Source organism: Arcanobacterium sp. S3PF19 (assembly GCF_000758825.1).
Lineage (GTDB): Bacteria > Actinomycetota > Actinomycetes > Actinomycetales > Actinomycetaceae > Arcanobacterium_A.
Genome location: NZ_JRMX01000005.1, coordinates 82,397 through 105,949 on the forward strand (window position 1 = coordinate 82,397; position 23,553 = coordinate 105,949).

At 53.0% G+C, this 23,553-nt stretch carries 24 protein-coding genes and 1 tRNA gene; 9 read left to right on the forward strand and 16 right to left on the reverse strand.

The window, feature by feature from the left end; genetic code table 11:
• Nucleotide 1 precedes the first annotated feature (1 nt).
• From HMPREF1631_RS00855 to HMPREF1631_RS00870, 4 genes are all read right to left on the reverse strand, one after another.
• Nucleotides 2-364 (reverse strand): RNA polymerase-binding protein RbpA, encoded by a 363-nt coding sequence (locus tag HMPREF1631_RS00855; RefSeq protein ID WP_034231217.1) that lies wholly within the window; start codon nt 362-364, stop codon nt 2-4.
• A 260-nt stretch (nt 365-624) separates the two neighbouring features.
• A complete protein-coding gene (locus tag HMPREF1631_RS00860) occupies nt 625-1,131 on the reverse strand; it encodes a MerR family transcriptional regulator (protein ID WP_034231219.1) in 507 nt (168 codons plus the stop codon).
• 176 nt (nt 1,132-1,307) lie between these two features.
• Nucleotides 1,308-2,060, reverse strand: a complete 753-nt coding sequence (locus tag HMPREF1631_RS00865; RefSeq protein WP_034231222.1) for a MerR family transcriptional regulator — start codon at nt 2,058-2,060, stop codon at nt 1,308-1,310.
• Nucleotides 2,061-2,068: 8 nt separating this feature from the next.
• On the reverse strand, nt 2,069-2,518 hold the full coding sequence (locus tag HMPREF1631_RS00870) for an FHA domain-containing protein (protein ID WP_034231225.1): 450 nt from the start codon (nt 2,516-2,518) through the stop codon (nt 2,069-2,071).
• A 247-nt stretch (nt 2,519-2,765) separates the two neighbouring features.
• On the opposite strand from HMPREF1631_RS00870, the gene HMPREF1631_RS00875 reads away from it, so the two are divergent.
• From HMPREF1631_RS00875 to HMPREF1631_RS00905, 7 genes are all read left to right on the forward strand, one after another.
• A tRNA-Pro gene (locus tag HMPREF1631_RS00875) sits at nt 2,766-2,839 on the forward strand.
• A gap of 435 nt (nt 2,840-3,274) precedes the next feature.
• Nucleotides 3,275-4,462, forward strand: coding sequence for a LacI family DNA-binding transcriptional regulator (locus tag HMPREF1631_RS00880; RefSeq protein WP_232215382.1), 1,188 nt, complete (start codon nt 3,275-3,277; stop codon nt 4,460-4,462).
• 165 nt (nt 4,463-4,627) lie between these two features.
• Nucleotides 4,628-4,993: an L-rhamnose mutarotase gene (locus HMPREF1631_RS00885; protein ID WP_034231227.1), complete on the forward strand. Its 366-nt coding sequence runs from the start codon at nt 4,628-4,630 to the stop codon at nt 4,991-4,993.
• Between the two features lie 23 nt (nt 4,994-5,016).
• Nucleotides 5,017-6,309: an MFS transporter gene (locus tag HMPREF1631_RS00890; RefSeq protein WP_034231229.1), complete on the forward strand. Its 1,293-nt coding sequence runs from the start codon at nt 5,017-5,019 to the stop codon at nt 6,307-6,309.
• A gap of 31 nt (nt 6,310-6,340) precedes the next feature.
• Nucleotides 6,341-7,519: an L-rhamnose isomerase gene (gene rhaI, locus HMPREF1631_RS00895; RefSeq protein ID WP_034231231.1), complete on the forward strand. Its 1,179-nt coding sequence runs from the start codon at nt 6,341-6,343 to the stop codon at nt 7,517-7,519.
• Nucleotides 7,520-7,644: 125 nt separating this feature from the next.
• Nucleotides 7,645-9,144, forward strand: a complete 1,500-nt coding sequence (locus HMPREF1631_RS00900; RefSeq protein WP_034231232.1) for a rhamnulokinase family protein — start codon at nt 7,645-7,647, stop codon at nt 9,142-9,144.
• A gap of 16 nt (nt 9,145-9,160) precedes the next feature.
• The gene (locus HMPREF1631_RS00905) at nt 9,161-9,979 is read left to right on the forward strand and encodes a class II aldolase/adducin family protein (RefSeq protein WP_034231234.1); all 819 of its coding nucleotides are present in this window, start codon (nt 9,161-9,163) and stop codon (nt 9,977-9,979) included.
• Nucleotides 9,980-10,425: 446 nt separating this feature from the next.
• Here the strand turns inward: HMPREF1631_RS00905 and HMPREF1631_RS00910 are convergent, their stop codons facing one another.
• From HMPREF1631_RS00910 to xerD, 8 genes are all read right to left on the reverse strand, one after another.
• Entirely contained in the window at nt 10,426-11,073 is a 648-nt protein-coding gene (locus tag HMPREF1631_RS00910) for an NUDIX hydrolase N-terminal domain-containing protein (protein WP_034231236.1), read from the reverse strand.
• 132 nt (nt 11,074-11,205) lie between these two features.
• The gene (gene der, locus HMPREF1631_RS00915; RefSeq protein ID WP_034231238.1) at nt 11,206-12,648 is read right to left on the reverse strand and encodes a ribosome biogenesis GTPase Der; all 1,443 of its coding nucleotides are present in this window, start codon (nt 12,646-12,648) and stop codon (nt 11,206-11,208) included.
• Nucleotides 12,641-13,360, reverse strand: a complete 720-nt coding sequence (gene cmk, locus HMPREF1631_RS00920; RefSeq protein ID WP_034231475.1) for a (d)CMP kinase — start codon at nt 13,358-13,360, stop codon at nt 12,641-12,643. Before cmk ends, der begins: the two co-directional genes overlap by 8 nt.
• Before the next feature lie 18 nt (nt 13,361-13,378).
• Complete coding sequence (locus HMPREF1631_RS00925; protein ID WP_034231240.1) at nt 13,379-14,134, reverse strand: pseudouridine synthase; 756 nt, start codon at nt 14,132-14,134, stop codon at nt 13,379-13,381.
• Nucleotides 14,131-14,712, reverse strand: a complete 582-nt coding sequence (locus HMPREF1631_RS00930) for an SMC-Scp complex subunit ScpB (RefSeq protein WP_034231242.1) — start codon at nt 14,710-14,712, stop codon at nt 14,131-14,133. Before HMPREF1631_RS00930 ends, HMPREF1631_RS00925 begins: the two co-directional genes overlap by 4 nt.
• Complete coding sequence (locus HMPREF1631_RS00935; RefSeq protein WP_034231243.1) at nt 14,705-15,523, reverse strand: ScpA family protein; 819 nt, start codon at nt 15,521-15,523, stop codon at nt 14,705-14,707. Before HMPREF1631_RS00935 ends, HMPREF1631_RS00930 begins: the two co-directional genes overlap by 8 nt.
• A 13-nt stretch (nt 15,524-15,536) precedes the next feature.
• Entirely contained in the window at nt 15,537-16,394 is an 858-nt protein-coding gene (locus HMPREF1631_RS00940) for an AAA family ATPase (protein WP_034231245.1), read from the reverse strand.
• Between the two features lie 30 nt (nt 16,395-16,424).
• On the reverse strand, nt 16,425-17,318 hold the full coding sequence (gene xerD, locus HMPREF1631_RS00945) for a site-specific tyrosine recombinase XerD (protein WP_084707292.1): 894 nt from the start codon (nt 17,316-17,318) through the stop codon (nt 16,425-16,427).
• Between the two features lie 231 nt (nt 17,319-17,549).
• On the opposite strand from xerD, the gene tkt reads away from it, so the two are divergent.
• Together tkt and tal are read left to right on the forward strand one after the other, a co-directional pair.
• On the forward strand, nt 17,550-19,655 hold the full coding sequence (tkt, locus tag HMPREF1631_RS00950; RefSeq protein ID WP_034231480.1) for a transketolase: 2,106 nt from the start codon (nt 17,550-17,552) through the stop codon (nt 19,653-19,655).
• 5 nt (nt 19,656-19,660) lie between these two features.
• A complete protein-coding gene (gene tal, locus HMPREF1631_RS00955) occupies nt 19,661-20,761 on the forward strand; it encodes a transaldolase (RefSeq protein WP_232215383.1) in 1,101 nt (366 codons plus the stop codon).
• A 124-nt stretch (nt 20,762-20,885) separates the two neighbouring features.
• On the opposite strand, the gene HMPREF1631_RS07150 is transcribed toward tal, so the two are convergent.
• From HMPREF1631_RS07150 to pgk, 4 genes are all read right to left on the reverse strand, one after another.
• Nucleotides 20,886-21,233: a hypothetical protein gene (locus HMPREF1631_RS07150; protein WP_198017347.1), complete on the reverse strand. Its 348-nt coding sequence runs from the start codon at nt 21,231-21,233 to the stop codon at nt 20,886-20,888.
• On the reverse strand, nt 21,185-21,427 hold the full coding sequence (secG, locus tag HMPREF1631_RS00960) for a preprotein translocase subunit SecG (protein WP_034231250.1): 243 nt from the start codon (nt 21,425-21,427) through the stop codon (nt 21,185-21,187). Before secG ends, HMPREF1631_RS07150 begins: the two co-directional genes overlap by 49 nt.
• 140 nt (nt 21,428-21,567) lie before the next feature.
• Nucleotides 21,568-22,344: a triose-phosphate isomerase gene (tpiA, locus tag HMPREF1631_RS00965; protein WP_034231253.1), complete on the reverse strand. Its 777-nt coding sequence runs from the start codon at nt 22,342-22,344 to the stop codon at nt 21,568-21,570.
• A gap of 3 nt (nt 22,345-22,347) precedes the next feature.
• On the reverse strand, nt 22,348-23,541 hold the full coding sequence (gene pgk, locus HMPREF1631_RS00970; RefSeq protein WP_034231255.1) for a phosphoglycerate kinase: 1,194 nt from the start codon (nt 23,539-23,541) through the stop codon (nt 22,348-22,350).
• Between the last annotated feature and the right edge of the window lie 12 nt (nt 23,542-23,553).

The following is a 23,553-nucleotide window of genomic DNA, read 5'->3' on the forward strand; positions in this document are numbered from 1 at the left end:
ATCAGTGCTTTTGATAAAATCTGGTATGCAGCTTCCCGGAGCGCAGAAGTTCCAGACGCTCGTGCAGGATAACTTCCAATTCTTCTTTGCTGCGCCGTTCCAAAAGCATATCCCAGTGCGTGCGCGCCGGTTTCGGCTGCGTTTCTTCGCCGGAGGTGTCTTCTCCGCCTGCGAGTTCCGCCACGGCTCCGCATTTACATTCCCATTTGTAGGGTGACTCCGCGTCTATTGCCAGCGTTACCTTAAACCGGTGTCCGTTTGCGCATACATAGCTTTCCTCACGGCGTTCCACAAAGGAAACGCCCGTTTCGGATTCCAGGGAGTTGGCACCGATTTTCATGCCCCGCAGTGAACGCTCTACCATTTTGTTTTCTTTCCTCCGTCTGTTATTCACCTAAATCATAGCGAAGAGAAATAAAAATCTCTATTTGCTTTCCATTTGCCTTCCGTGCTGCCGGTCTCTTCCATAAAGCCGATAATGTACATTATGTCAAATTATAGTGGGAGAAAAGAAAACGGCATTTATAAAAGGCATACGAATATATCGGCCGGCGTCTCTCCCACAGGCTTCTCTCACACGCAGCAATGAAGCGGACCGGAAGTTTCGCGGGAAAATATTAGCGTTTACGCTTTGGCGGCGCGCCTGAGCGCAAGTTCGTCAACTGTATGATTTGCTTCCAAATGCTCGGTCGGCAGTTTCGACAGCGAACCTTCCACTTCGCGCCAAACTTTGCCCAAAGCGATACCGAACACGCCCTGTCCGCCGTTGATCAGATCAATTACTTCGTCGTTGGAAGTGCACAGATAAACAGAGGCTCCGTCCGACATCATCGTTACGCCGGTCAGATCGTCGACGCCAAAGGTCTTCAGCTGTTCTGCGGCGACGCGGATCTGCTGCAGGGAAACGCCCGTGTCGAGCAGTCTTTTGACTACTTTCAGGAGCAGAACGTCGCGGAAAGAATACAGTCTCTGCGTCCCGGAGCCGCTTGCGACGCGAATGTCGGGTACTACCAGACCCGTACGGTCCCAATAGTCCAGCTGGCGGTATGTGATTCCCAGTGCGCGGCACACCGCCGGCCCCCGGTATCCCGTCTGCATATCCAAATCCGGCAAAACATCACCGAACAGCATCTGTTGTGCGCGCTGTGGGACGCGATGCGTGGTTGCGTCTGACACGTCTGCCTCCTCGTAACTGTATCTGCTACTAGCCTATTGCTCTTTCACAATATTCTCAACAATATACAGAAAAATGCGTTTGGCGTGTCGTATAGGGTGTGTATTAAAGAATTACTTTAAGTATTTCCGTATCAGCGCAGTTCAACATCTATGTTTTCGACCAGCAGGGCGCGATAGTAGTTTGTAAGCATAATGCTGAATTCCGCAGTCTGCGCCACGGCCCGTTCTTTTGCCAGTGCGGACACACGGGAACGCTCCGTAGCCAGCAGATTCACCACATTAACCGCATGGGAATGTGCCGAATTGCGCACAGATTTCAGAATCCGCAAATCAATTCCCGCTTTTTTCAGCAGTTCGGCATACCTGAGAATATCTGCCGCCTGTGAGGTAAGTCTGCCTCTGGAATCCATCGCAATAATTCCCGCACGCACGTAATCTTCCACATCGGCCACGGAAATACCCACAAGCGCGGCCAACTCCCCTTTTTGCAGACGCGTGCCGGGCTTTACGGCATACTTGTCGGTGTCGCGCAGCGCCCGCAGCTTACCCGGATGCTCGCGTTCCGCACTTCCGCAGTCCAACTGTTTCAGAAGTTCTTTTATCTGCGGCAGACTCACATAGCGGTCTCTCTGCTCGATAAGGATAAACCGCAGACGTTCAACGTCCGCTATCGAAAAAAGGCGCTGATTGGATGCCGTGCGTTTGGGGAAAATAAGTTCCTGGGACTCATAATACCGAATCTTCGATGCCGCCAGAAACGGAAATTCGGATTTAAGAATAGCCAGCACTTCCCCGATTTTTAAAGACGGGTCGTGCGAAACTTCCTGCGGCCAGAAAGAAACGGGCGCATTCCACTCATGGTATTTCCGTGTTTGTGCAGACATGGACGGCCTTAGGAGTTTTTGCAGAAGGTGAGCCGGTATTTGCCGATCTGCACGATATCGCCGTTAAACAGTTTCGCCTCTTCCATCAGTTCCCGGTTCACATAGGTGCCGTTGAGTGAGCACAGATCGCGCACAAAGAACTGCCCGTCTTCGCGGATGAACACGGCGTGGCGGCGGGAAACCGTAAAATCGTCGAGAAAAATATCGGACTGCGGGTTTCGGCCAACCGTTACCCGGTCGGCATTAAGCAGAAAACGTGCCCCCTGATTTGGCCCGGACACTGCTATCAGCAGCGCGGAATCCGGCGGCAAAGCCGCAACTGCGGCCATATCCTCACTGTCCGGCCCGTGAATCCTGCCCACAGGTTCGGGCTGTGTGCGGGTAATGGCGGAAATACGGGAAGTGAGCGAACCGCTGCCGTCCTCCGTATGAATGGAATCAAAACTCTGATCCGACATTTCCGCTCCCCCTTATCTGCCGTGTTTTTACACTTAGAACCATTCTAGCCTATTTGAAAAATCTATTGCAGCTGTGAAATAAATTTTACAGTTGCAATTCTCACCCGGTCTTTTTTCGTTGTGCCAATGCGGAAAAACAGGTTCCGTTCCTCACGTCTCTCCCCCGTTTTTCCACAGGTGCCGGAACCGAATTGAATAAAAGTTTTCCATAGGCTAAAATTTCTATCTGTGCGGAAATTTCCGCAATCGGGCTATGGCGCAGTTTGGTAGCGCACTTGACTGGGGGTCAAGGGGTCGTGGGTTCAAATCCCGCTAGCCCGACTGGCGGAGCGTCTGTTTCGGTGTAAAATAGCTTTTCTTTTATACCTTGAGCAAAAACACTGTTCAGGTGTCCCCTCTTTGAGATCGTTAATTTCTTTATCTTTTCCGTATTCAAAATCATGTCGGTCTCACAATGCAATTAGAATATCCCAGAGCGTTTTCCTATGCGTATGTCAATTTTCCACGCCTTCCGCTTCGATGTAATACGGGAAAATTTCGGCACGAAGGGAATCCCTCGGACAGTATCCGTCATATATCTGCTGGGTAACACAGGCTATCCGCTGTCACCTCGCCGATTTCTTCCGGAGATTATTTTGATGCAAAGAATGGTCGGGTCTTGAAGCGGGTAGTGTGGTTTCCCACGCAATACTTGCACACGCTCGCCCAATATGACCATGCGTTAGATTTATGAAAAAATATCAAAGGAATTGTGCGATGCGGCAGGCCACATCGTTAGACTTAGAAGCGGAAGAATCCGGAAGGCAGAACATGACAGATCAACAGTACGAAAAACCCGAACTTTCGGAAGCTGTCGGCAGCACCGCTCACCCAGAAACCTGTCCGGGGCCTCTGACATTACCGTTTCAATTCCAAGGGGGAAATGTAACCCGACGCCCCAGTATCCGCGAGGTGTCACAATTGGCCGGAGTGTCATTGGGAACCGCTTCCAACGTTCTCAATCATCCGGAACTGGTTTCCGAGCATACACGTAAAAAAGTTGAAGCGGCTATCGAAAAACTTGGTTTCATCCCCTCCGAAGCCGGGCGCCGTTTGCGCAAAGTAGATTCCAAGTTGGTCGGTGTTCTTGTTTTCGATGTTGCCAACCCTTTTTTCGCCGCCGCCGCAAGCGCAATTGAAGCTCGTTTGGCAGAAGAATCATGTTTTCCCATTATAGCCTCAACAGGAGGAGATCCTGACCGTGAAGTCAATCTGCTTCGTCTCTTGCTCGGACAAGAAGTACGCGGAATTATTCTGACTCCGTCTTCCAATGCGGAAAAAAGTCTGCAATTACTCGAGACTACCAAAATACCTCTCGTTTTACTTGATCATCCGGCGCTGAAAAAAGGAATGAGTGCGGTTTCGGTTGACGATACCCGAGGAGCTGAGATAGCTATTGAGCACCTTCGGAGTCTCGGCCATCGTCGCATCGGTTTTATCAACGGTTCGCTTAAAGTGCGGCAAGCGCAGGCGCGAAGAGCAGGAGTGCGCAAAACCGTCATGAAATTCAATGACTTGTTGACCTTGGCGGAAATTAACGCCGAGCGTTTTGATGTGGCAAGCGGTGAAAGGGCTATGACGGAGCTCCTTTCCCTTCATCCGGAAGTAACCGCTGTTTTTTGTGCCAACGATTCTCTCGCAATAGGCGCAATGCGTGCTGCCAGACGTCGTCATCTGGCTGTCCCCCGCGATATATCCATTGTCGGCTTTGACGATATTGACGTTGCCCGTGAACTCATTACTCCGTTGACAACAGTTCGTCAGCCGATGGAGCAACTCGGGGAAACGGCAGCTCGTCTTCTTTTGGGGCAACTTGTCGAAGGCCGAGATATTGCCTTTGTCCCCAAGCTGGTAGTTCGAGAATCGACAGCACCTCCGCGCCATCCGGATAATGACCTCGTTTAAATGAGATTACTGAATTTTTCCTGAGACGGTTCGGGCAGTGCAATAAATGCTCAAGCCTTAGTTACCCGTGAATGAATCACGTTTTCTCTTGACATTGAATCGTATCAAAGATACGATTCAATAACAGATTGAAACCTTTCAATCTTTCAACGAAGGAGTTGACTTATGGCTGACACCCCGAATGTTGACCGTATTTTGAATGACACGACGCAGAAGTCAGATTCAAGATGCGGCTTTATTTTACGAGTTCGTAAAGACAAGCTGGATGAATACCTCCAAGCGCACTGTCATGTATGGGAAGAGATGCGCGATGCCTTATCGCGTTCCGGATGGCGAAACTACTCGCTCTTCGTCGATCCGGAAACCGCTGTCGTTTTCGGTTATTTCGAAGCTGATGACGTGTGGCAAGCTATGAGCCGTATAAATAACGAGGAAATTAATGCCAAGTGGCAGAGCGAAATGGCTCAATACTTTGTACAACCCAATGGTGGTACGAATTACTTCTTGTCCCAGTATTTTTATCTTCAGTGACATCTGATTTCAACGGAGAAAATATGTCAAAAAAACCATTAACCGGATGGAAGGCAACAATTGCCGTTTCCATGTCTAATTATATCGATTCAGGGTCCATTATTGCGATTGCAACCTCGCTTAGTTTTTGGGGGGCCGCATACTTCCCCGACGACAATGGCAGAATCGCGGGATTGCTTGCGGCTTTCAGTTCCAATGCTTTCGGTGCCGCTATCGGCGCTCTTATTGGCGGACCCTTGTGTGACAAATACGGACGAAAGGTCATCTACACCTACGACCTGCTGGTGTACTCATTAGGCGGACTCATTGTAGTCTTTGCTGCTAACCTCCCGATGCTATTCATCGGCTTCGTCATTATCGGACTTGCGGTAGGTGCATCGGTTCCGGCCGGATGGACATATATTGCGGAATTTGCACCAAGCAAAAGCAGAGGCAGGCATATCGGAGCAACTCAATTAGCCTGGTCATTCGGACCGTTTATCGGTTTTGGTCTCGCAAGCGCGGTAACACCTCTGGGGCTGCTCGGGTCCCGACTGATCTTTGCGCACCTCGTGATTATTGCTTTGATTACATGGTATATTAGACGAAATTTGGAAGAATCGGAGGCTTGGGAACAAGCCAAAGGAGGTTTGGAAACCAAACCGCCGTCAATGTTTCAGTCCTTTAAGGCTCTCTTCTCCTGGAAGTGCAATATCCGAGCATTGGTTTTCCTCGCAGTTATTTATACCTGTTGGAACCAGGCCGCCTCACAAAACGGCATTTTCCTTCCAACCATACTCAACAGCGTTGGGTATGACCAACTGGCTTCGAATCTATTTTCCATGCTCTCGTGGGGCGTAGTCATTATTGGCACAGTATTCTTTATGTACTTCGTGGATACGATCCCCTACCGTACCCACTTCTTTATCGGCGCACTTCTGGCTATTGTTGCCTGGATTATCCTCATATTCGGCCCTTCCGATTCCGCCTTTACCGCTTTCGGTTACGCAATCATTTGGGGTATTTCAGCCGGGCCATCTGCACAGGCCTTTTACTCGGTGTGGGCGCCGGAACTTTTCGCAACTCCGTATCGTGCCGGTGCACAGGGAATTATCTTCTTCCTGGTACGAGTTGCATCTGGTCTTATTTCCCTTATCTTCCCAGTCATTCTTCAATGGGAGAATGGACTCATGATCGACGGACTGCTCCTTATTGGATTCCTCTCGGTCTCTCTCATTGTCGGCACCTTTGGTTCACCGAAGACTCAAGGGAAGTCACTCGAAAAAATAGAGATCGAGCGGTATGGGCGGGTTGTTTCAGCCGTATTGTCGAAATAAACACTAAAGAAATATTGAGAAAGGAACAAACATGGTGAAATTCAGTGATCTCAGCGCGAAAAATCGCGAGATTCTCGAACATCAGGATATTGAACTGCCCTCGTGGGCTTTTGGAAATTCCGGCACACGTTTCCGTGTTTTCACAACACCGGGTGTACCCCGCGATCCCTTCGAGAAGATATCTGATGCAGCGCAGGTCAATTTCTACACTCACGCTGCATCTAAAGTTTCCCTCCATATCCCATGGGACATCACCGATGACTACGATGCTCTGCGTAAGCATGCGGAAGACCTGGGTGTAACAATTGGAACAATTAACTCGAATGTTTTCCAAGACGAGGATTACAAATTCGGCTCTTTGTGCAACGCGAACCCGAAAATTCGCCAAAAAGCAATCGATCATCACAGGCAATGCATCGATATCATGCGCAAGACAGGGTCGAAGGATCTGAAAATTTGGCTGGCTGACGGCACAAACTATCCGGGTCAGGATTCCATACGGGAACGTCAGGATCGACTGGCAGAATCTCTTGCGGATATTTATGCGGAACTTGATGACGATATGCGTCTGATTCTTGAGTACAAGTTATTCGAGCCGGCTTTTTACCACACTGATGTTCCTGATTGGGGAACATCGCTTGTTCAGTGCCAGGCACTGGGAGAACGGGCTATGGTCGTTCTTGATACCGGACACCATGCTCCTGGAACCAATATCGAATTCATCGTGGCTCAGCTCCTCCGAATAGGACGCCTTGGTGCATTTGATTTCAATTCTCGGTTCTACGCCGACGATGATCTCATCGTGGGAGCCGCTGATCCGTTCCAGCTTTTCCGCATTCTCAATGAGATCGTCGGTGCAAATGCCCTGGATGAAGGATCCCCCGTGAACTTCATGCTTGATCAGTGTCATAACCTGGAAGAAAAAATCCCTGCCGAAATTCGCTCTGTGCTCAATGTGCAGGAAATGACGGCGAAAGCTCTGCTTGTTGACCGGGATGCTCTCAAAGAAAAACAGGTAGCCGGAGATGTTCTTGGTGCAAATGAGATTTTCATGGACGCTTTCTACACCGATGTACGCGGACTCTTGGGCGAATTACGTGAGTCTGAGGGACTTGATCCGGATCCGATGCGGGCCTTTATGGAATCAGGCTACCAGGAGAAGATTCGGAAGGAACGAATTGGCGGAACTCAGGCAAGCTGGGGAGCCTAAAACTTTCACGCTTTCCTGCAGAAAGCTTTATCGATTTATCCCGCGCTTGAACTGTTGAGTGCCGAAGCGGCTTCGGGCCGAGTTTTTACAAGCCCGGCCCGAAGCCCCGATGAGGAATTTGAATAATGAAAAATTTTGTTGCCGTCGATTTGGGCGCTTCGTCCGGCAGAGTTATAACCGCCTCAATTACTGACGGAAAACTGAAATCGACAAATGAAATCACTAGATTTCGAAACGGACCTATCTGTGTTCCGAGTATCGGAAAGAATAACTTTTTCTGGCCAATACTTCGAATATGGGAGCATATTTGCGTGTCGCTGAAGAATCTGTGCGAAATGCCTATCGAATCAATAGGTGTGGACACATGGGCGGTTGATTACGCTCTCCTCGGCCCGGAAGGCGGACTCATAACTCCCCCCTTCAGTTATCGGGACAGCAGAACTCAGGATATTCCTGAAATAGTGTATTCCCGATACTCGGCAACGGATATCTACACACATAACGGTCTGCAAAACATCGATATCAACACAATTTTCCAATTGCTTGCCGCAGCTGGCAGCAGAGACTATCGGTCAGTTGTGGAAAAGGCGGAATCAGTCCTGCTGCTGCCTGATCTCGTCAATTATTGGCTCACGGGAAAGAAATATGCGGAAATAACAAACGCTTCGTCAACTGGCTTTGTCAATCCGCGTACCAGATCTTGGTCGGGTAAAATGACTGACATATATGAGGAGATATCTGGTGTCGATATCTCTGCGAAACTGCCCGAACTCATTGAACCGGGAACTTGGATCGGTGTTGTGCGAAATGAGATCTGCGATCTACGGACCCAAAACGGGGAAACTACTTCGGTGGTGGCGGTAGGCAGTCATGACACCGCCTCTGCGGTAGCGGCTGTGCCCGCTGAGGAACACAAGAACTTCGCTTTTATTTCCTGCGGAACATGGTCATTGGCCGGACTCGAATTGGATTCACCGATTCTCAGCGAGGAATCCAAGCAGGCAAATTTTACAAATGAACTCGGTGTTGACGGAACCATCCGTTATTTGAAGAACATTATGGGAATGTGGATTTTTAACGGTTGTGTGAACCAATGGAAAAAAACAGATCCGGGCCTCTCGATTGCTCAGGTCGTTTCTCTTGCGACGTCAGCAGCGCCCTTTCGTACGATTATCGATGTTAATAACCCAATTTTTGCAACACCCGGTGATATGATTGCGCGAATTGATTCTCTGGCCGAAAACAGTGGGCAACCACGGCCCAGAGATATCGGGGAATATGCCCGTTGCGTCATCGAATCTCTGGCTCTTGCGCACGCTAAAACCATCGAGCAGGCTACACGCCTTGCGCATAAAGATATAGATGTCATCCACATCGTCGGAGGAGGATCTCAGAACAAATTACTGTGTCAATTGACCGCCGACGCGTGCGGAGTTCCCGTTGTCGCAGGTCCCACGGAAGCAACAGCGCTTGGAAATATTTTACTCCAGGCGCGAACGGCCCGTTCGATACCGGATTCACTTATTGCGCTGCGTGAAGTTGTACGCGCATCGACCGAACTAACCGACTATACACCCAAGAACAACCAAAACGTTTGGCAAGAAGCCCGACGTCGAATTTTCTGATAAGAATGGAGAGACCATGACTTCTCAATTAACTGTTGACGCCCTTCTGGAACAAATGGGAGTGGCTGGACGTCGCCTCGACCACCTGCATGCTGCAGAAGCCGGTGCGGGAAATATATCTATTTCTATTGATTGGAATACCGATCTTGAATCGGTATTTACGGAGAAACAAATCGGCGTCAAACTTCCCCGGAAAGTACCTGCTTTGGCGGGACGAACGGTGTTCGTAACAGGATCGGGCTGCCGTTTGCGTGAAGTGGCAGATGCGCCCGAAAAAAGCGTTTCGGCTTTCATTGTGGATAAAGGGGGTGAAACCGGCACCTGGTACACACATTCAAACAAGACATATCAGCGCCCCACGAGCGAATTCAATTCACATCTTGCGGTGCATAATGACCAAGTGGTTCAGCGGGGTATAAGTTTTCAAGCCATTGTACATGCGCAGCCCCCGTATCTCGTTGCTCTCTCGCATATCTCTGAGACCCTAAACAACAAGGATTTTAATCGCATGATTTTCCGTTGGGAACCAGAAACCATTGTTCAGGTTCCAGAAGGAATCGCCGTCCTTAAATTTATGGTTCCCGGCAGCGATGAACTTATGGAGAACAATGTGATCGGACTGCGTGATCATCGCATTGCGCTATGGGCTAAGCATGGAATTATGGTTCGTTCGAATTTCTCCGCGCTTTCCGCAGTCGATATCATCGAGTACCTTGAGACCGGCGCCATGTATGAACATATGAACGCCGCAAGCGGCGGAAAGAGCACTGGACTGAGCGATGATGAAATCCGCCGTGTTGTATCCGCGTTCAACGTAAAAACAGATATGTACTAAACGGTATAAACCGCCGGGAGAGGATGAACTCCCCCTCTTTCTCCTCCTCGGATGCCGAGTCGGTGAGGCGTTGGAATTTTCCGCCCTCACCGACTCGGCATTTGGTCAAAGGAGTACGTGTTGCCGTAAAGAAACCGCGTAGATTATCTGAGTGCTGAAGATGACAGAAAATGTGCGGTTAACTTTTCGGATTATGTTGCGGTTTCTCCTCGTCGGTCGGCGGAGTTTTCGGAATTTCGACTTTTCCTGCACGTGAAAGATGCGCGGATATTTATCTTTGCAACGTTATTATGTGTTTCCCGTGTTCTTGAAATTTGAAACGGGCAAGAATCCGTTCGGTTTTATCGTATATTCCGGTCAGCCTGACGCTTCGGCCCATTTTCACGCCTGTAAAGAAAGGCAAATTCGACGCGTCTGTCGTTATGGGCGGCCGGATATTTTACAATTCAGCAGAACACGGCCTGCCAATTGGGATCTTTTACGGCCCGGAAACAGAGGCTGATCTGCTCCGGCGTCTGCTTCGCCGTACAGATTTCCGGCAGTTCGTCTTCCGCGAAATACCGCGCGTCCAGTGTTTCGCTGTTGGGTACGAATCTGCCGCCCAAAGGAGTGCATTCGACAAATATTTTCACGATATTGTGCACCCACGTGCGTCCTGTGCGATTGTCGCGGATCAACACCGCGAGCAGTCGCGTAGGCTGTACCTCCAAACCGGATTCCTCGCGTGCCTCCTTGACCGTGTTCGAAGCAACGGTTTCGTCCGCGTCAACCCATCCGCCCGGAAATGACCACAGTCCGTCATTTTCTTTTACGAATAAAAGTTTTTCCCGTGTTTGGTCAAAAATCACCGCGCGCGTGTCCAGCTTCGGAGTCTGATACCCGTCCTCATTGCAGAACAGATCTTTGACTTTCGCCAAAGAAATCTCTCCGGCGGAATATGCGGTAAGGATTTCTGCCGAAATTTCACGGATTCTTTCATAGCGTTCACGCTCAAAAACATTTTGGGTGTACGCCAGTCCGGACTGCGAGAGGGCCTGCAGTTCTTTGGCCCATGAAAGCCACTGCGGTTCGGAAGGATAAAATGCACTGCTCATATTTCCGATTTTACCGCAATATGCCCTCCGCCGGTTTCCTGCGGAAGGCGTGCCCCGCCCGATACCAAAAACCGCGGGAGCTGCCCGGTTTTTGGTTGCGGAGCATACCCCGCAAAACCGATCCCGAAGCGGCTATGGGCGGCGCCGTTTGCGTTCACGCACCGAAATCTGAATCGGGGATCCGGTGAAGCCGAATTCTTCCCTGATTTTCCGTTCCAGAAAACGGCGGTATCCGTGATCCAAAAATCCCGAGGTAAACAAAACGAACTTCGGCGGACAGTTTGCCACCTGCGTGCCGAACAGAATCCGCGGCTGCTTCCCTCCGCGTACCGGATGCGGATTGGCCGCCACCACCTCGCCCAAAAAGGCATTCAGTTTTCCTGTCGGAATTCTTTTTTCCCATGAGGCCAAAGCCGTATTCATTGCCCGCGTAATACGGTTGGTATGCCATCCCGTGAGCGCGGAAAGATTTACCCGTTCCATCCAGGGCAGCTGAACCAAATCCCTGGCAATTTCGCGCTCCAGATCCGCCCGGCGTTCTTCGTCCGTCAGATCCCATTTGTTGCAGATTAAAACAATTGCTTTTCCTGCATCTATCACCTGCCGGATTACGCGCACATCCTGCTCGGACAGAACCTGCGTGGCATCGGTGAGTACCAACCCGAGATCGGCGTTTTCCAATGCCCTCTGCGTGCGCACGGAAGCGTAATAGTCGGCGCCGTGCGTTAAATGCACACGGCGGCGGATCCCCGCGGTATCGACAAAAGTCCACAGCCGGCCGTCCAGTTCCACGGTTTCGTCCACGGGATCGCGGGTAGTGCCCGCAGTATCGTTTACGACCACGCGGTTTTCTCCCGTCAGCCTGTTGAGCAGCGAGGATTTGCCCACGTTCGGCCGGCCGATCAGCGCTATGCGGTGCAGGCCCGCCTTTCCGCTCTGTTTCCTCCCCGAAACTTCGGGCAGAACGGCAAGAACGGCATCCAGCAGATCTCCCGTGCCGCGCCCGTGCAGGGCGGAAACCGGATACGGACGGCCCAAACCGAGATTCCACAGCTGCGCCGCATCTGCTTCCTGCTGTGCGGAGTCAACTTTATTGGCGGCAAGAACAACCGGACGGTTCGCCCTGCGCAGCATTTTTACAATCTGTTCGTCGGTGTGTGTGATTCCCACATTCGCATCCACGGTCAGAAGTACGGCATCCGCCTGCCGCACCGCATATTCTGCCTGCAGGGCCACGGATTTGTCGATCCCCTCGGTTTTTGCCTCCCAGCCGCCGGTATCCACAACCGTGAAATTTCTGCCGTTCCATCCGGCTTCATAAGATACCCTGTCGCGCGTCACGCCGGGTTCGTCCTGTACCACGGCTGCCCGCCGGCCCACGATTCTGTTTACAAGCGTGGATTTGCCCACGTTCGGCCGGCCCACCACCGCCAGTACGGGCAGGGAAGGCAGAGCGTCGCGGGCAGGCATTGCAAAATCCTCATCGAGGATGGAGTAATCCTGCCCGTCGAGTTCATATCCGTCGAGAAACGAACGCTGCAGGGCAAAACTGTTATCCCGGTTTTCTTTATTCACCGCGCGGACCTCCGACAAGAGCAGCCACCGCGTCCACGGTCTGTTCGAGAGTGAGATTCGACGAATCTATTTCGGTTACCCCCTCCTGCGCGGTCATAAATTCAGAAACGGCGGAGTCGTCGCGGTCTCTGCGCAGAACTTCGTCGCGCGTGGCGGCCAGAGCCTGTGCGCTGTCGCTTCCCCGTACTTCCCGTGCCCGCCGGGCAAGCCGGGCTTCCCGGCTGGCCGTCAGCAGAATGCGTACGTCGGCATCGGGGGCAACTACCGTGGTAATGTCGCGTCCTTCGGCAACAATTCCCTTTCCCCCGGAGAATCCGCCCGGTTCGCATTCGCGGGCGATGATTTCCCGCTGTCTGCGGATCAGTTCTTTGCGCACGTCGGGATTGGTCGCCACCTGCGAAACCACTTTCGACAGTCCGGAAGTGCGAATGACGTCCGTGATATCCGTATCTCCGCAGATCACGTTTTGCCGCCGGGGATCGGTCTGCACGGTAAGCGGCATTTTCCGCACAGCTGCGGAAACAGCATCGCGGTCTGTTAAAGTGATGTTCTTTTGCATCACCCACCATGTTGCGGCGCGGTACATTGCCCCGGTATCGAGATAACCGAGACCGAATCTTTCCGCTACTTTTCGCGCCACCGTGGACTTTCCCGACCCGGAAGGCCCATCAATCGCCACGACCGCGGATACGGGCGTTTTTCCGTTTCCCATTGCTTTCCTTTCCGACACTTACATTCCCACCAGATGCTTCAATGCGCTCAGCTCACTGCCTGCGATTACGCGTGTCCGCCCCGGTTTCAGATGGCCTACGGTGATATTGCCGAATCCCGTGCGGACCAGTTCCATCACCGGATGCCCGACTTCTTCCATCATTCTGCGCACAATACGATTTTTCCCCGAATGCAGCCGCAGTTCCACAATTGAATTCCGGGCTGCCGATTCACGCAGCGTAAAACGGTCTACTTTTATCGGCCCGTCGTCCAAAGTAATTCCGTTTTCAAGAACTTTGCCCAGACCGCGCGTCACTGTTCCCTGCACGCGCGCAATGTATGTTTTCGGCACTTCATAGGAGGGGTGGGTAAGACGGTGGGTCAGTTCGCCGTCATTGGACAGCAAAATCAGTCCTTCCGTGTCTGCGTCGAGGCGTCCCACATGGAACAGCCGCCCGGGACGGTCGCTGACGAAATCCTGAAGCGTTTTCCGCCCCTGGTCGTCGTGCATGGTCGAAACCACGCCCGGCGGTTTGTAAAGCGCAACGGTCAGCATGTTTTCATTCTGTTCAATACGCATTCCGTCCACGTGGATCACCGCCGTCTGCGGATCTACCCGCACACCCAGCTGTCTGACCACGGTTCCGTTTACGCTTACGCGCCCCTGCCCGATCATTGCCTCGCACGCCCTGCGCGAGCCTACGCCGGCGTGTGCCAGTATTTTCTGCAGCCGTTGCCCCTGCGGGTCGTGAATATCGCGGTTTGCTGTGCTCATAGTATTTCTTTCTCGATATCTTCCAAAGCTTCATTATCCGGCAGATAAGGAGCCAAGTCCGGTAAATCGGAGAGAGATTTCAGCCCCATTTTTTCCAGAAAACAATCCGTTGTTTCATACAGTCCCGCGCCGCTTTGCGGTGCCGTCGCGCACTTGCGGATCAGTCCGCGCATCAGCAGGGTACGCACTACCGAGTCTACTTCCACTCCGCGCACCGCGGCAATCTGTGAACGGGTTACCGGCTGCCGGTAGGCGATAACCGCCAGTGTTTCCAGTGCCTGCACCGAAAGTTTTTCGTTCTGCCCGGCGGTTGCGTATTCGCCGACAACGTCGGCAAAACGCGGGTGGGAATAAAAACGCCATCCGCCGGCCGCCTCCCGCAGCTGAAAACCGCGCAGATATCCTTCCCCGTTTTGTGTCTCCTGCCCTGCGCACGAGCGTGCTATTTCCCTGAGCAGGGAAACTGTTTCCGCTTCGTCCAGCGAAAGTGTTTCCGCCAGCCGTGCAGCCGGAACGGGACTGTCGGCAACCATCAGAATTGCTTCCAGTGCGCCTTTCAGATACGCGCTGTCAGACACGGCTCTCCCCTTTCGTGCTTTTTTCCGCTGCCGGCGATTTAACCGCGGTCCGTATAATATAGAGCGGATCCAGCGGCGCATTCTGCTCTGCGGAAATTTCCCCGTTCCGCAGAAGTTCCAGAATAGCAAGAAAACGGGAGATAACGGTAGACACGTTGCCGGCGTCACGGCACAGTCCGGAAAACGACACTCTGTCTCCCGCGATCAGCCTCCCGCGCAGATAAGCCAGCTGCGATTCCACAGACACCGGCGGATCATGCAGATGGTCAAAGTTTACTTCGTCTTTTTTCCGGGACAGGACTCCGGCGGCGAGCCGGGCAAATTCCTCCGGAGTCAGATCCAACACCGTTTGCGGGAGCAGTGCGCTGATCTGCGGTTCCGGAGGAACATCGCGCGCAAAAGCCAGGGACTGCATGGCCAGACGGAGAGCGAATCCGTGTGCCACTTCTTTGAATGCCCGATACTGAAGCATTTTGGCAAACAGCAGATCACGCGCCTCCAGCAGTTCGGGCATTTCCCCGTCGCTCTCTTCGTTTCGGGGCAGCAGACGTGCCGCCTTCAGATCCAAAAGCGTTGCCGCAACTACCAAAAATTCCGAGGCCCCGGACAGGTCCAAATCTTTTTGGGCGCGCAAAAAAGCTATAAAATCGTCGGTAACCTGCGACAGCGATACTTTTGTGATATCCAGGCGCCGGCGGGCAATCAGCGAAAGAAGCACTTCAAAAGGGCCGGCAAACACATCCAGATGCACGGCGAATTCTTCTTTTGCGGAGCTGAATAAATCCGGTTCCGCGGCGGGTGCTCCCTTCATGGTTTTCCTGCCGTCAGGCACTGGCTCCCCGGGCAATCAGCTCCCGTGCCAGCTGTCTGTAGGCTTTCGCCCCGGGGTGGTTGGGTGCATATGTTGTAATCGGCTCGGCGGCAATTGTGGCGTCGGGGAATTTGACGGTGCGTGAAATCTGGGTTTCAAACACTTTCTTTCCAAATCTTTCCCTGACCAGATCGATTACTTCCCGGGCATGGATCGTGCGGGTGTCGACCATCGTCAGCAAAACACCGTCGATTACCAGACGCGGGTTGAGACGGTCCTGCACTCTTTCTATCTGATCGACCAGCAGTGCCACTCCGCGCATTGCAAAAAATTCCGCACCGAGAGGAATAATTACGCCGTGCGCGGCGGTAAGCGCATTCACGGTAAGCAGCCCGAGGGAAGGCTGGCAGTCCACGATAATCACATCGTATTCATCCGTCACCGGACGCAGCACGCGCGACAGGCACTGTTCCCTTGCCACCTCGTTGATCAGCTGAATTTCGGCCGCGGAAAGTTCGATGTTTGCCGGTGCCACATCAAGTCCGGGCACGGATGTGTGCACAATTATCTCCCTGATGTCGGGTTTTGCCGCAATCATTTCACTGTAAACCGTGCGTTCCAGCGCCATCGCGTTTATTCCCAGTCCCGCCGAGGCAGCTCCCTGCGGATCGAAATCAACTACCAGCACTTTGCGCCCGTATCCCGCCAGTGCCGCGGCCAGATTGATGGAAGTGGTGGTTTTCCCCACGCCGCCTTTTTGGTTACACATGGCAATAATCCGCGCCGGACCGTGGCTCTCCGGTTCTTTTGGCAGCGGAAACGCTTCGCCCTCGCCCAAATTCACAAAAAGTTCGCTCTGTTGTGCATTCACAATACTAATCTACCAAAATTTCCCCCAAATTTACGTATGCAGGGCACGCGGATGGGCAGTTGCATATACTTCGCGGATCGTTTCCGCGGTTATCTTGGTGTATATCTGTGTCGTGGCAACGGAGGCATGGCCGAGAAGTTCCTGTACGACACGTATGTCCGCACCTCCCTGCAGCAGATGTGTGGCAAAAGAATGACGAAAGGTGTGCGGGCTGATGTGCCTCAGGTGCGCGCGCTGTGCCGCCCGGCGGATAATTTCCCACGCGGATTGCCTGGAAAGCGGATTGCCGCGTTTGTTCAGAAACAGATACGGATTTCCGCTTCCTTTTGCGGCAAGCGCCGGTCTTCCCCGCACGAGATACGCGTCCAGGGCGGCCAGAGCGTAGCTGCCCAGCGGAACAATGCGTTCTTTTCCGCCTTTTCCCAGCAGCATGACGGACGCGGTTTCCCGGGAGATATCTTCCGCGCTCAGTGAAACGGCTTCGGAAATTCTGGCTCCGGTTCCGTAGAGCATCTCCAGCAGTGCCCTGTCGCGCAGGGAAACGGGATCGTCTCCCGCGCCGGCGGATTCAATCAGGTTCTGCATTTCCCCGACGGTGACCGCTTTGGGCAGCCGCAGCGGGATTTTGGGCGGTTTTACTTCCGCGGCCGGGTTGTGCTTCGTTTTTCCTTCCTCGAAGGCAAATTTATGCAGACCGCGGACGCAGGCGAGTATTCTGGCCACCGACGGGCGCGACAGATGCAGCCGGCTGTTTTTGCCCTGCAGATACTCCGCGAAGGCTTCCACGTGCCGCGTGTGCACCGCGGACAGTTCGGCAATATGCTCCGAATGCAGATAATCCGCATAGTAGCGCAGATCCCTGCCGTACGCCTTCAGTGTGTTTGCGGCCAGTGAGCGTTCGGCGCGTAAATGGCTGAGATACATATCGATGACGGGAAACGGTTTTCGTTCCGCTGTGATTTTGCGCACTTCATTTTCTGCTTTCTGTCGGATTCTCTTTGATTATAGCCATTTTGTTTTGACTTCCCTGCCCATGTGCCGTTTTTCTTTTCGCGCCGCGCATAGTCCCGAAGAAGTATGTGGCGCAATGCACTATAATTATCCGCAGGAGAGACCAATATTATAACAACGACTGTTATGGAAGTGAGTACCCGTATGAGTACGTTAAAATGGACGGAATACGACCAGAAAGCAGTGGATGCCGGGCGTGCGCTTGCCGCCGATGCCGTGCAGAAAGCCGGGAACGGTCACCCGGGCACCGCAATTTCACTCTCGCCGCTGGCGTATCTGCTCTTTCAGAAAATAATGCGCCACGATCCGCGCGACGACCGTTGGGTGGGAAGAGACAGATTTGTGCTTTCCATCGGACACTCTTCGCTTACGCTTTACAATCAGCTGTTTTTTGCCGGGTACGGCCTGGAACTGTCTGATCTTGAATCTCTGCGCACCGAAAATTCCCTTACTCCCGGGCATCCGGAATACCGGCACACAAAAGGTGTGGAGATGACCACCGGTCCTCTTGGCCAGGGCGTTTCTTCCGCCGTGGGAATGGCGATGGCCGCCCGGCGGGAACGCGGTCTTTTCGACCCCGACGCGCCGGCCGGGGAAAGCCCTTTCGACCACTATATCTTTGCCGTCTGCGGTGAAGGCTGTCTGCAGGAGGGCGTTACTTCCGAAGCGTGCTCGCTGGCGGGCACACAGGAACTCGGAAATCTGATTCTGATTTTCGACGAAAACAGAATTTCCATCGAAGACGACACGCAGGTTGCCTTCACCGAAGACGTGCTTGCCAGATTTGCCGCCTACGGATGGCATACCCAAAGCGTGAACTGGCGCGGAAAAGACGGATACAACGAAGATTTGGATGCGCTGTATGCGGCGATTGAAAACGCAAAAAAGGTTACGGACAGGCCGTCCGTCATAAAACTGTCTACGATTATCGCCTGGCCTTCGCCCACCAAACAGGGCACGGGAGGTTCGCACGGTTCGGCGCTGGGCGAAGAAGAAATCCGCGGCCTGAAGAAAATTTTGGGTCTCGACCCGGAAAAAACTTTCGACGTTCCCGCGGATCTATTGGCCTATACCCGCCGTCAGGCTGCCGAAAGAGCGGCCGGCGCACATAAAACATGGGATGCGCGTTTTGCCGCGTGGCGGAAGGCAAATCCGCACAGGGCAGAGCTGTTTGACCGGCTGCAGGCCGGAAAACTGCCCGAAAACTGTCGGGAGGCTTTTCCGGTTTTCGAACCCGGGAAAGATATTTCCACCCGTGCGGCTTCGGGCCGGGTGCTCAATGCGATTAAAGATGTTTTCCCCGAACTTTGGGGCGGATCGGCCGATTTGGCGGGCTCAAACAATACGGCGATGAAAGGGGATCCGTCCTTCATTCCCGCCGAGCATTCAACCAATGCCTGGTCAGGGAATATATACGGCAGGAATGTGCATTTCGGAATTCGCGAACACGCGATGGGCGCAATTCTCAACGGGATTGTGCTGCACGGGCCGACACGCGCCTATGGAGGAACATTCTTCGTGTTCTCCGACTATATGCGTCCCGCTGTCCGCCTGGCGGCACTGATGAAAGTGCCTTCCGTGTTTGTGTGGACGCATGATTCGATAGGCGTGGGCGAAGACGGTCCGACGCATCAGCCGATCGAACATCTGTGGGCATACCGGGCAATTCCCGATTTTGATCTTGTGCGCCCCGCGGATGCCAACGAAACATCCTATGCGTGGCGTGGGATTCTGGAACAGAAAGAACGGCCGGCGGCGATTGTTCTTTCCCGGCAGAATCTGCCCGTATTCGAACGCGGCACGGAAGCAAAGGGAGATATGCTCGCCCCGGCCTGCGGCGTTTTGCGCGGCGGTTACGTGCTTGCCGCGGGAGATGACGTCGCCCTGCTCGCCACGGGTTCGGAAGTGTCAATAGCTCTTGACGCACGTAAGATTCTGGCAGAAGAGGGTATTTCCGCGCGCGTTGTTTCTCTCCCCTGCCTTTCCTGGTTCGAGGCGCAGGACAGCTCATATCGGGAAGAGGTGCTTCCTCCCGCCATGAAGGCCCGTGTAAGCGTGGAAGCCGGTTCGACTTTCGGCTGGGCCGGATATGTCGGAGACGCCGGCAGAAGCATCGGAATAAATCACTACGGAGAATCGGCCCCCGCAAAGAGGCTTTTTGAAAAGTACGGCATTACGGCGCAGGCAGTTGCCGCGGCGGCAAAGGAGTCCCTTGCCGCCGCTGCCGGATCCCGCTGCGGAAAGGAATGAATACGATGAACAATATCGAAAAACTACGTGAGTGCGGCGTCTCGGTATGGCTGGATGATCTTTCTCGCGCCCGCCTGGTTTCGGGGCAGCTGGAAAAGATGATCGGGGACGGTTTTATCAGCGGCGTGACCACGAATCCGTCTATTTTCCGCAACGCAATCAGCGGAGCCCGGGATTATCGGGAAGATATCGCCAAATTATCCGATGCCGGCAAATCGGCGGAAGAGATTATTACTGTTCTTACGTCCGAAGACGTAAGGCAGGCATGTGATCTGTTTGCCGAAACCTACCGCAATACCAACGGATACGACGGGCGGGTGTCGATTGAAGTGGATCCGCGTCTGGCCCATGCCGGCGAAGAAACGGTAGTGCAGGCAAAGAAGCTGTGGAAACTGGTAGACCGTCCGAATGTGATGATTAAAATTCCGGCCACGCTTGAAGGTCTGCATGCCATTACTGCCGCCGTGGCAGAGGGAATATCGGTCAACGTAACTCTGATCTTCTCCGCCGACCGCTACCGGCAGGTGATTGATGCCTATTTCTGCGGATTGGAAAAGGCACTGGAAAAAGGGATCGATATCAGTACCATTCATTCGGTTGCTTCGTTTTTCGTCTCCCGTGTGGACACCGAAATCGATGCCCGGCTGAGCGAAATCGGTTCTCCCGACGCACTGGCGATGCGCGGCAAAGCGGCTCTGGCCAACGCCCGTGTCGCCTATGGCGTGTATCTGGATCATTTTGTGAATTCGCAGCGTTTTGCGCAGTTGGCTGCCCGGGGTGCCAATATCCAGCGTCCTTTGTGGGCGTCGACGGGTGTGAAGAATCCCGATTACTCCCCCACTTTGTATGTTGACCGTCTGGTGGCAAAGAACACCGTGAATACAATGCCGGAGGCAACGTTGCGGGCAACATTGGACACTGCGGAAATAACCGGAGACACAATCTGCGGTGAAATTGAAAATTCCGAACAGATAATTAAACAGATTGTCCGTCTGGGAATTGATTTTTCTTCCGCTACCGACAGGCTCGAAGCCGAGGGTGTGGAAAAGTTTGAGATTGCATGGAATGAGCTGAACGAAGCCGTGGCCGAAGCCATGCAGCAATAATCGGTTACGGTTTATGGTTTTGGGGGTGGCCGCTTTCGCTGCCACCCCCAAAACACTTTATATTTGTTTGACGGACGTTGTTATTGTTTTTTGCGCGGCATCCCAATTTGCTTTCACATTTCCGTCAGCGTAAAAGGGGTACGTCACGGATTTGCGAATAGTCTTCCGCCATTGCCGGCGGAATGAAACACACGAGGGAAAACACCATGGCAAGTATCGCGGATATGCAAAGACACAGGCGGACTTTTCCGTTTCCGTAGATCTGTTTCGGCACTGAAATCTCCAAAAATAAACCATTATTCTTGGATTTAAAACTACTTAGGTCAACCTGATTTTTCTGTCCTTTTTGTGTGAAACCGCAAATTACGGCTAAAAACAAAGCTGCCCCAAAATCTGTGTTGGGGCAGCTTTTGTGCGGTAAGATCACATGAATTTGGTCAGCAGACCGATCAGAATAATCAAAACCGTCCATATCACCGAAGTTCCGATGGTGATTCGGTTCAGATTCCTTTCCGCGACGCCCGAAGAACGCATGGAAGTGGAAATGCCTCCGCCGAACATATCCGAAATGCCGCCTCCGCGGCCTTTGTGCAGCAGAATTGCGACCATCAAAAGCAGACTTGAAATCACCAAGAGTACTTTGCAAATGACTAAAATAACGCCCACTTCTCTATACTTCCTTTACAGCCTAAATTCCGCTTTGTTTTGCAGCCAAGTCGAATTTCGACACAGCCTTAATAATACAAGATGTTGGTGAGTTGTAAAAGTTTACCGCCCACCAACATCCCGCAGTGTTTCGGACTGCCTTATCCCAGATAAGTTACAATCTTTGCGAATTCATCCGCTTTCAGCGAAGCTCCGCCCACGAGGGCTCCGTCCACATCAGGCTGCGCCATGATGTCTTTTACGTTTGCGGACTTCACCGAACCGCCGTACTGAATACGCAGTGCATCGGCAGTGGCCCGGTCGAACAGTTCGGCGACCTTTGTTCTGATTGCGCCGCATACCTCCTGTGCGTTTTCCGGTGTGGCCACTTCTCCGGTTCCGATTGCCCAAATGGGTTCGTAGGCGATAACCGACTTTGCCACTTCTTCGGCAGTCAGACCGGAGAGCATTTCCTCTACCTGGCCCAGCACGTACTGTACGTGTGTACCGGCTTTGCGGATTTCCAGAGCTTCGCCGCAGCACATAATCGGCAGCAGACCCGCATCCAGTGCCTTCTTCGCCTTCTGCCCCACGAGCTGCGAGGTCTCACCGTGGTATTCGCGGCGTTCCGAATGTCCGACGACCACATACGTGCACCCCAAAGCGGTGAGCATGGCTGTGGAAATCTCGCCGGTGTAAGCTCCGGCATCGTGGACGGACACATCCTGTGCCCCGTACTTAATTTTCATTTCATCGGCTTCAACCAGCGTCTGCACAGAGCGGATATCGGTAAACGGAACGATTACCGCAGCTTCCACCCTGCTGAAATCGTGCTTCAGATCTTTCAGCGTCCAGTCAAGCTTCTGTACGAGTGCGGCAGCCTCCAGATGATCCAGATTCATCTTCCAGTTACCGGCCATTAACGGTGTGCGTGCCATAAATTAATCCTCCAATACGGCAATTCCCGGCAGGGTCTTTCCCTCAAGAAACTCGAGCGAAGCTCCGCCGCCGGTTGAAATATGGTTAAATTTAGTCTCATCGTAACCCAGCGTGCGTACCGCGGCCGCGGAATCTCCGCCTCCGACAATGGTGAATCCGCAGGCATCCTGCATCGCCTGCGCCACTGCGCGGGTACCTTTTGCAAATGCCTCAAATTCAAATACGCCCATCGGTCCGTTCCATACGATCGTCTTGGAATCGGCAATTGCCTGTGCGTATCTTTCCGCCGTCTGCGGACCGATATCCAGACCCATTTCCTGCGCGGGCATTGCGTCCGCCGGATGCACCGAAGCAGGCGCGTCGGCTTTGAATTCGGCAGCGGTGACGTTGTCTGTGGGAAGCAGGATTTCAACTCCCTTTTGCTTCGCCTTTTCCAAATATGCTTTGGCGTTTTCGATCTGATCTTCTTCCAGCAGTGACTTTCCTACTTCGTATCCCTGTGCCCGAAGGAAAGTATATGCCATACCGCCGCCGATGAGCAGCCGGTCCGCTTTCTCGATGAGATTGTCGATCACGCCCAGCTTGTCGGAAACTTTTGAGCCGCCGAGAATAACCGTGTAAGGACGCTGCGGATTGTCGGTTGCCTTGGAAAGCGAATCGATCTCTTTGAATACGAGTTCGCCCGCCGCAGACGGAAGCAGCTTTGCCACATCGTATACAGACGCCTGCTTACGGTGTACCACACCGAAACCGTCCGAAACATACACATCCGCCAGAGCCGCGTACAGGGCGGCCAGTTCTTCGCGTTCGCTGTCTGTTTTGGATGTTTCGCGCGGGTCAAAGCGGACATTTTCCAGCAGCACCACTTCGCCCGGACCGACCTGCGCCGCCAGACGGTGGGCATCTTCTCCCACAGTGTCGGCAGCAAGTTTTACGTTTTGGCCCAAAAGCTCTCCCAGGCGTGCCGCAACGGGAGCCAGCGAAAAGTCCGGGTTTACCTTTCCTTTCGGACGGCCCAGATGTGCCATTACGACAACTTTCGCCCCGGCTTTGACAAGTCGGGTAAGAGTCGGAAGGGCGGCACGGATCCGGCCGTCGTCGGTGATGTTCTTTTCCGCGTCGAGAGGCACATTAAAGTCTGAGCGAACAAGTACTTTCTTCCCTGAAAGATCTCCGAGTGAATCAATTGTACGCATTATTTTCTTCTC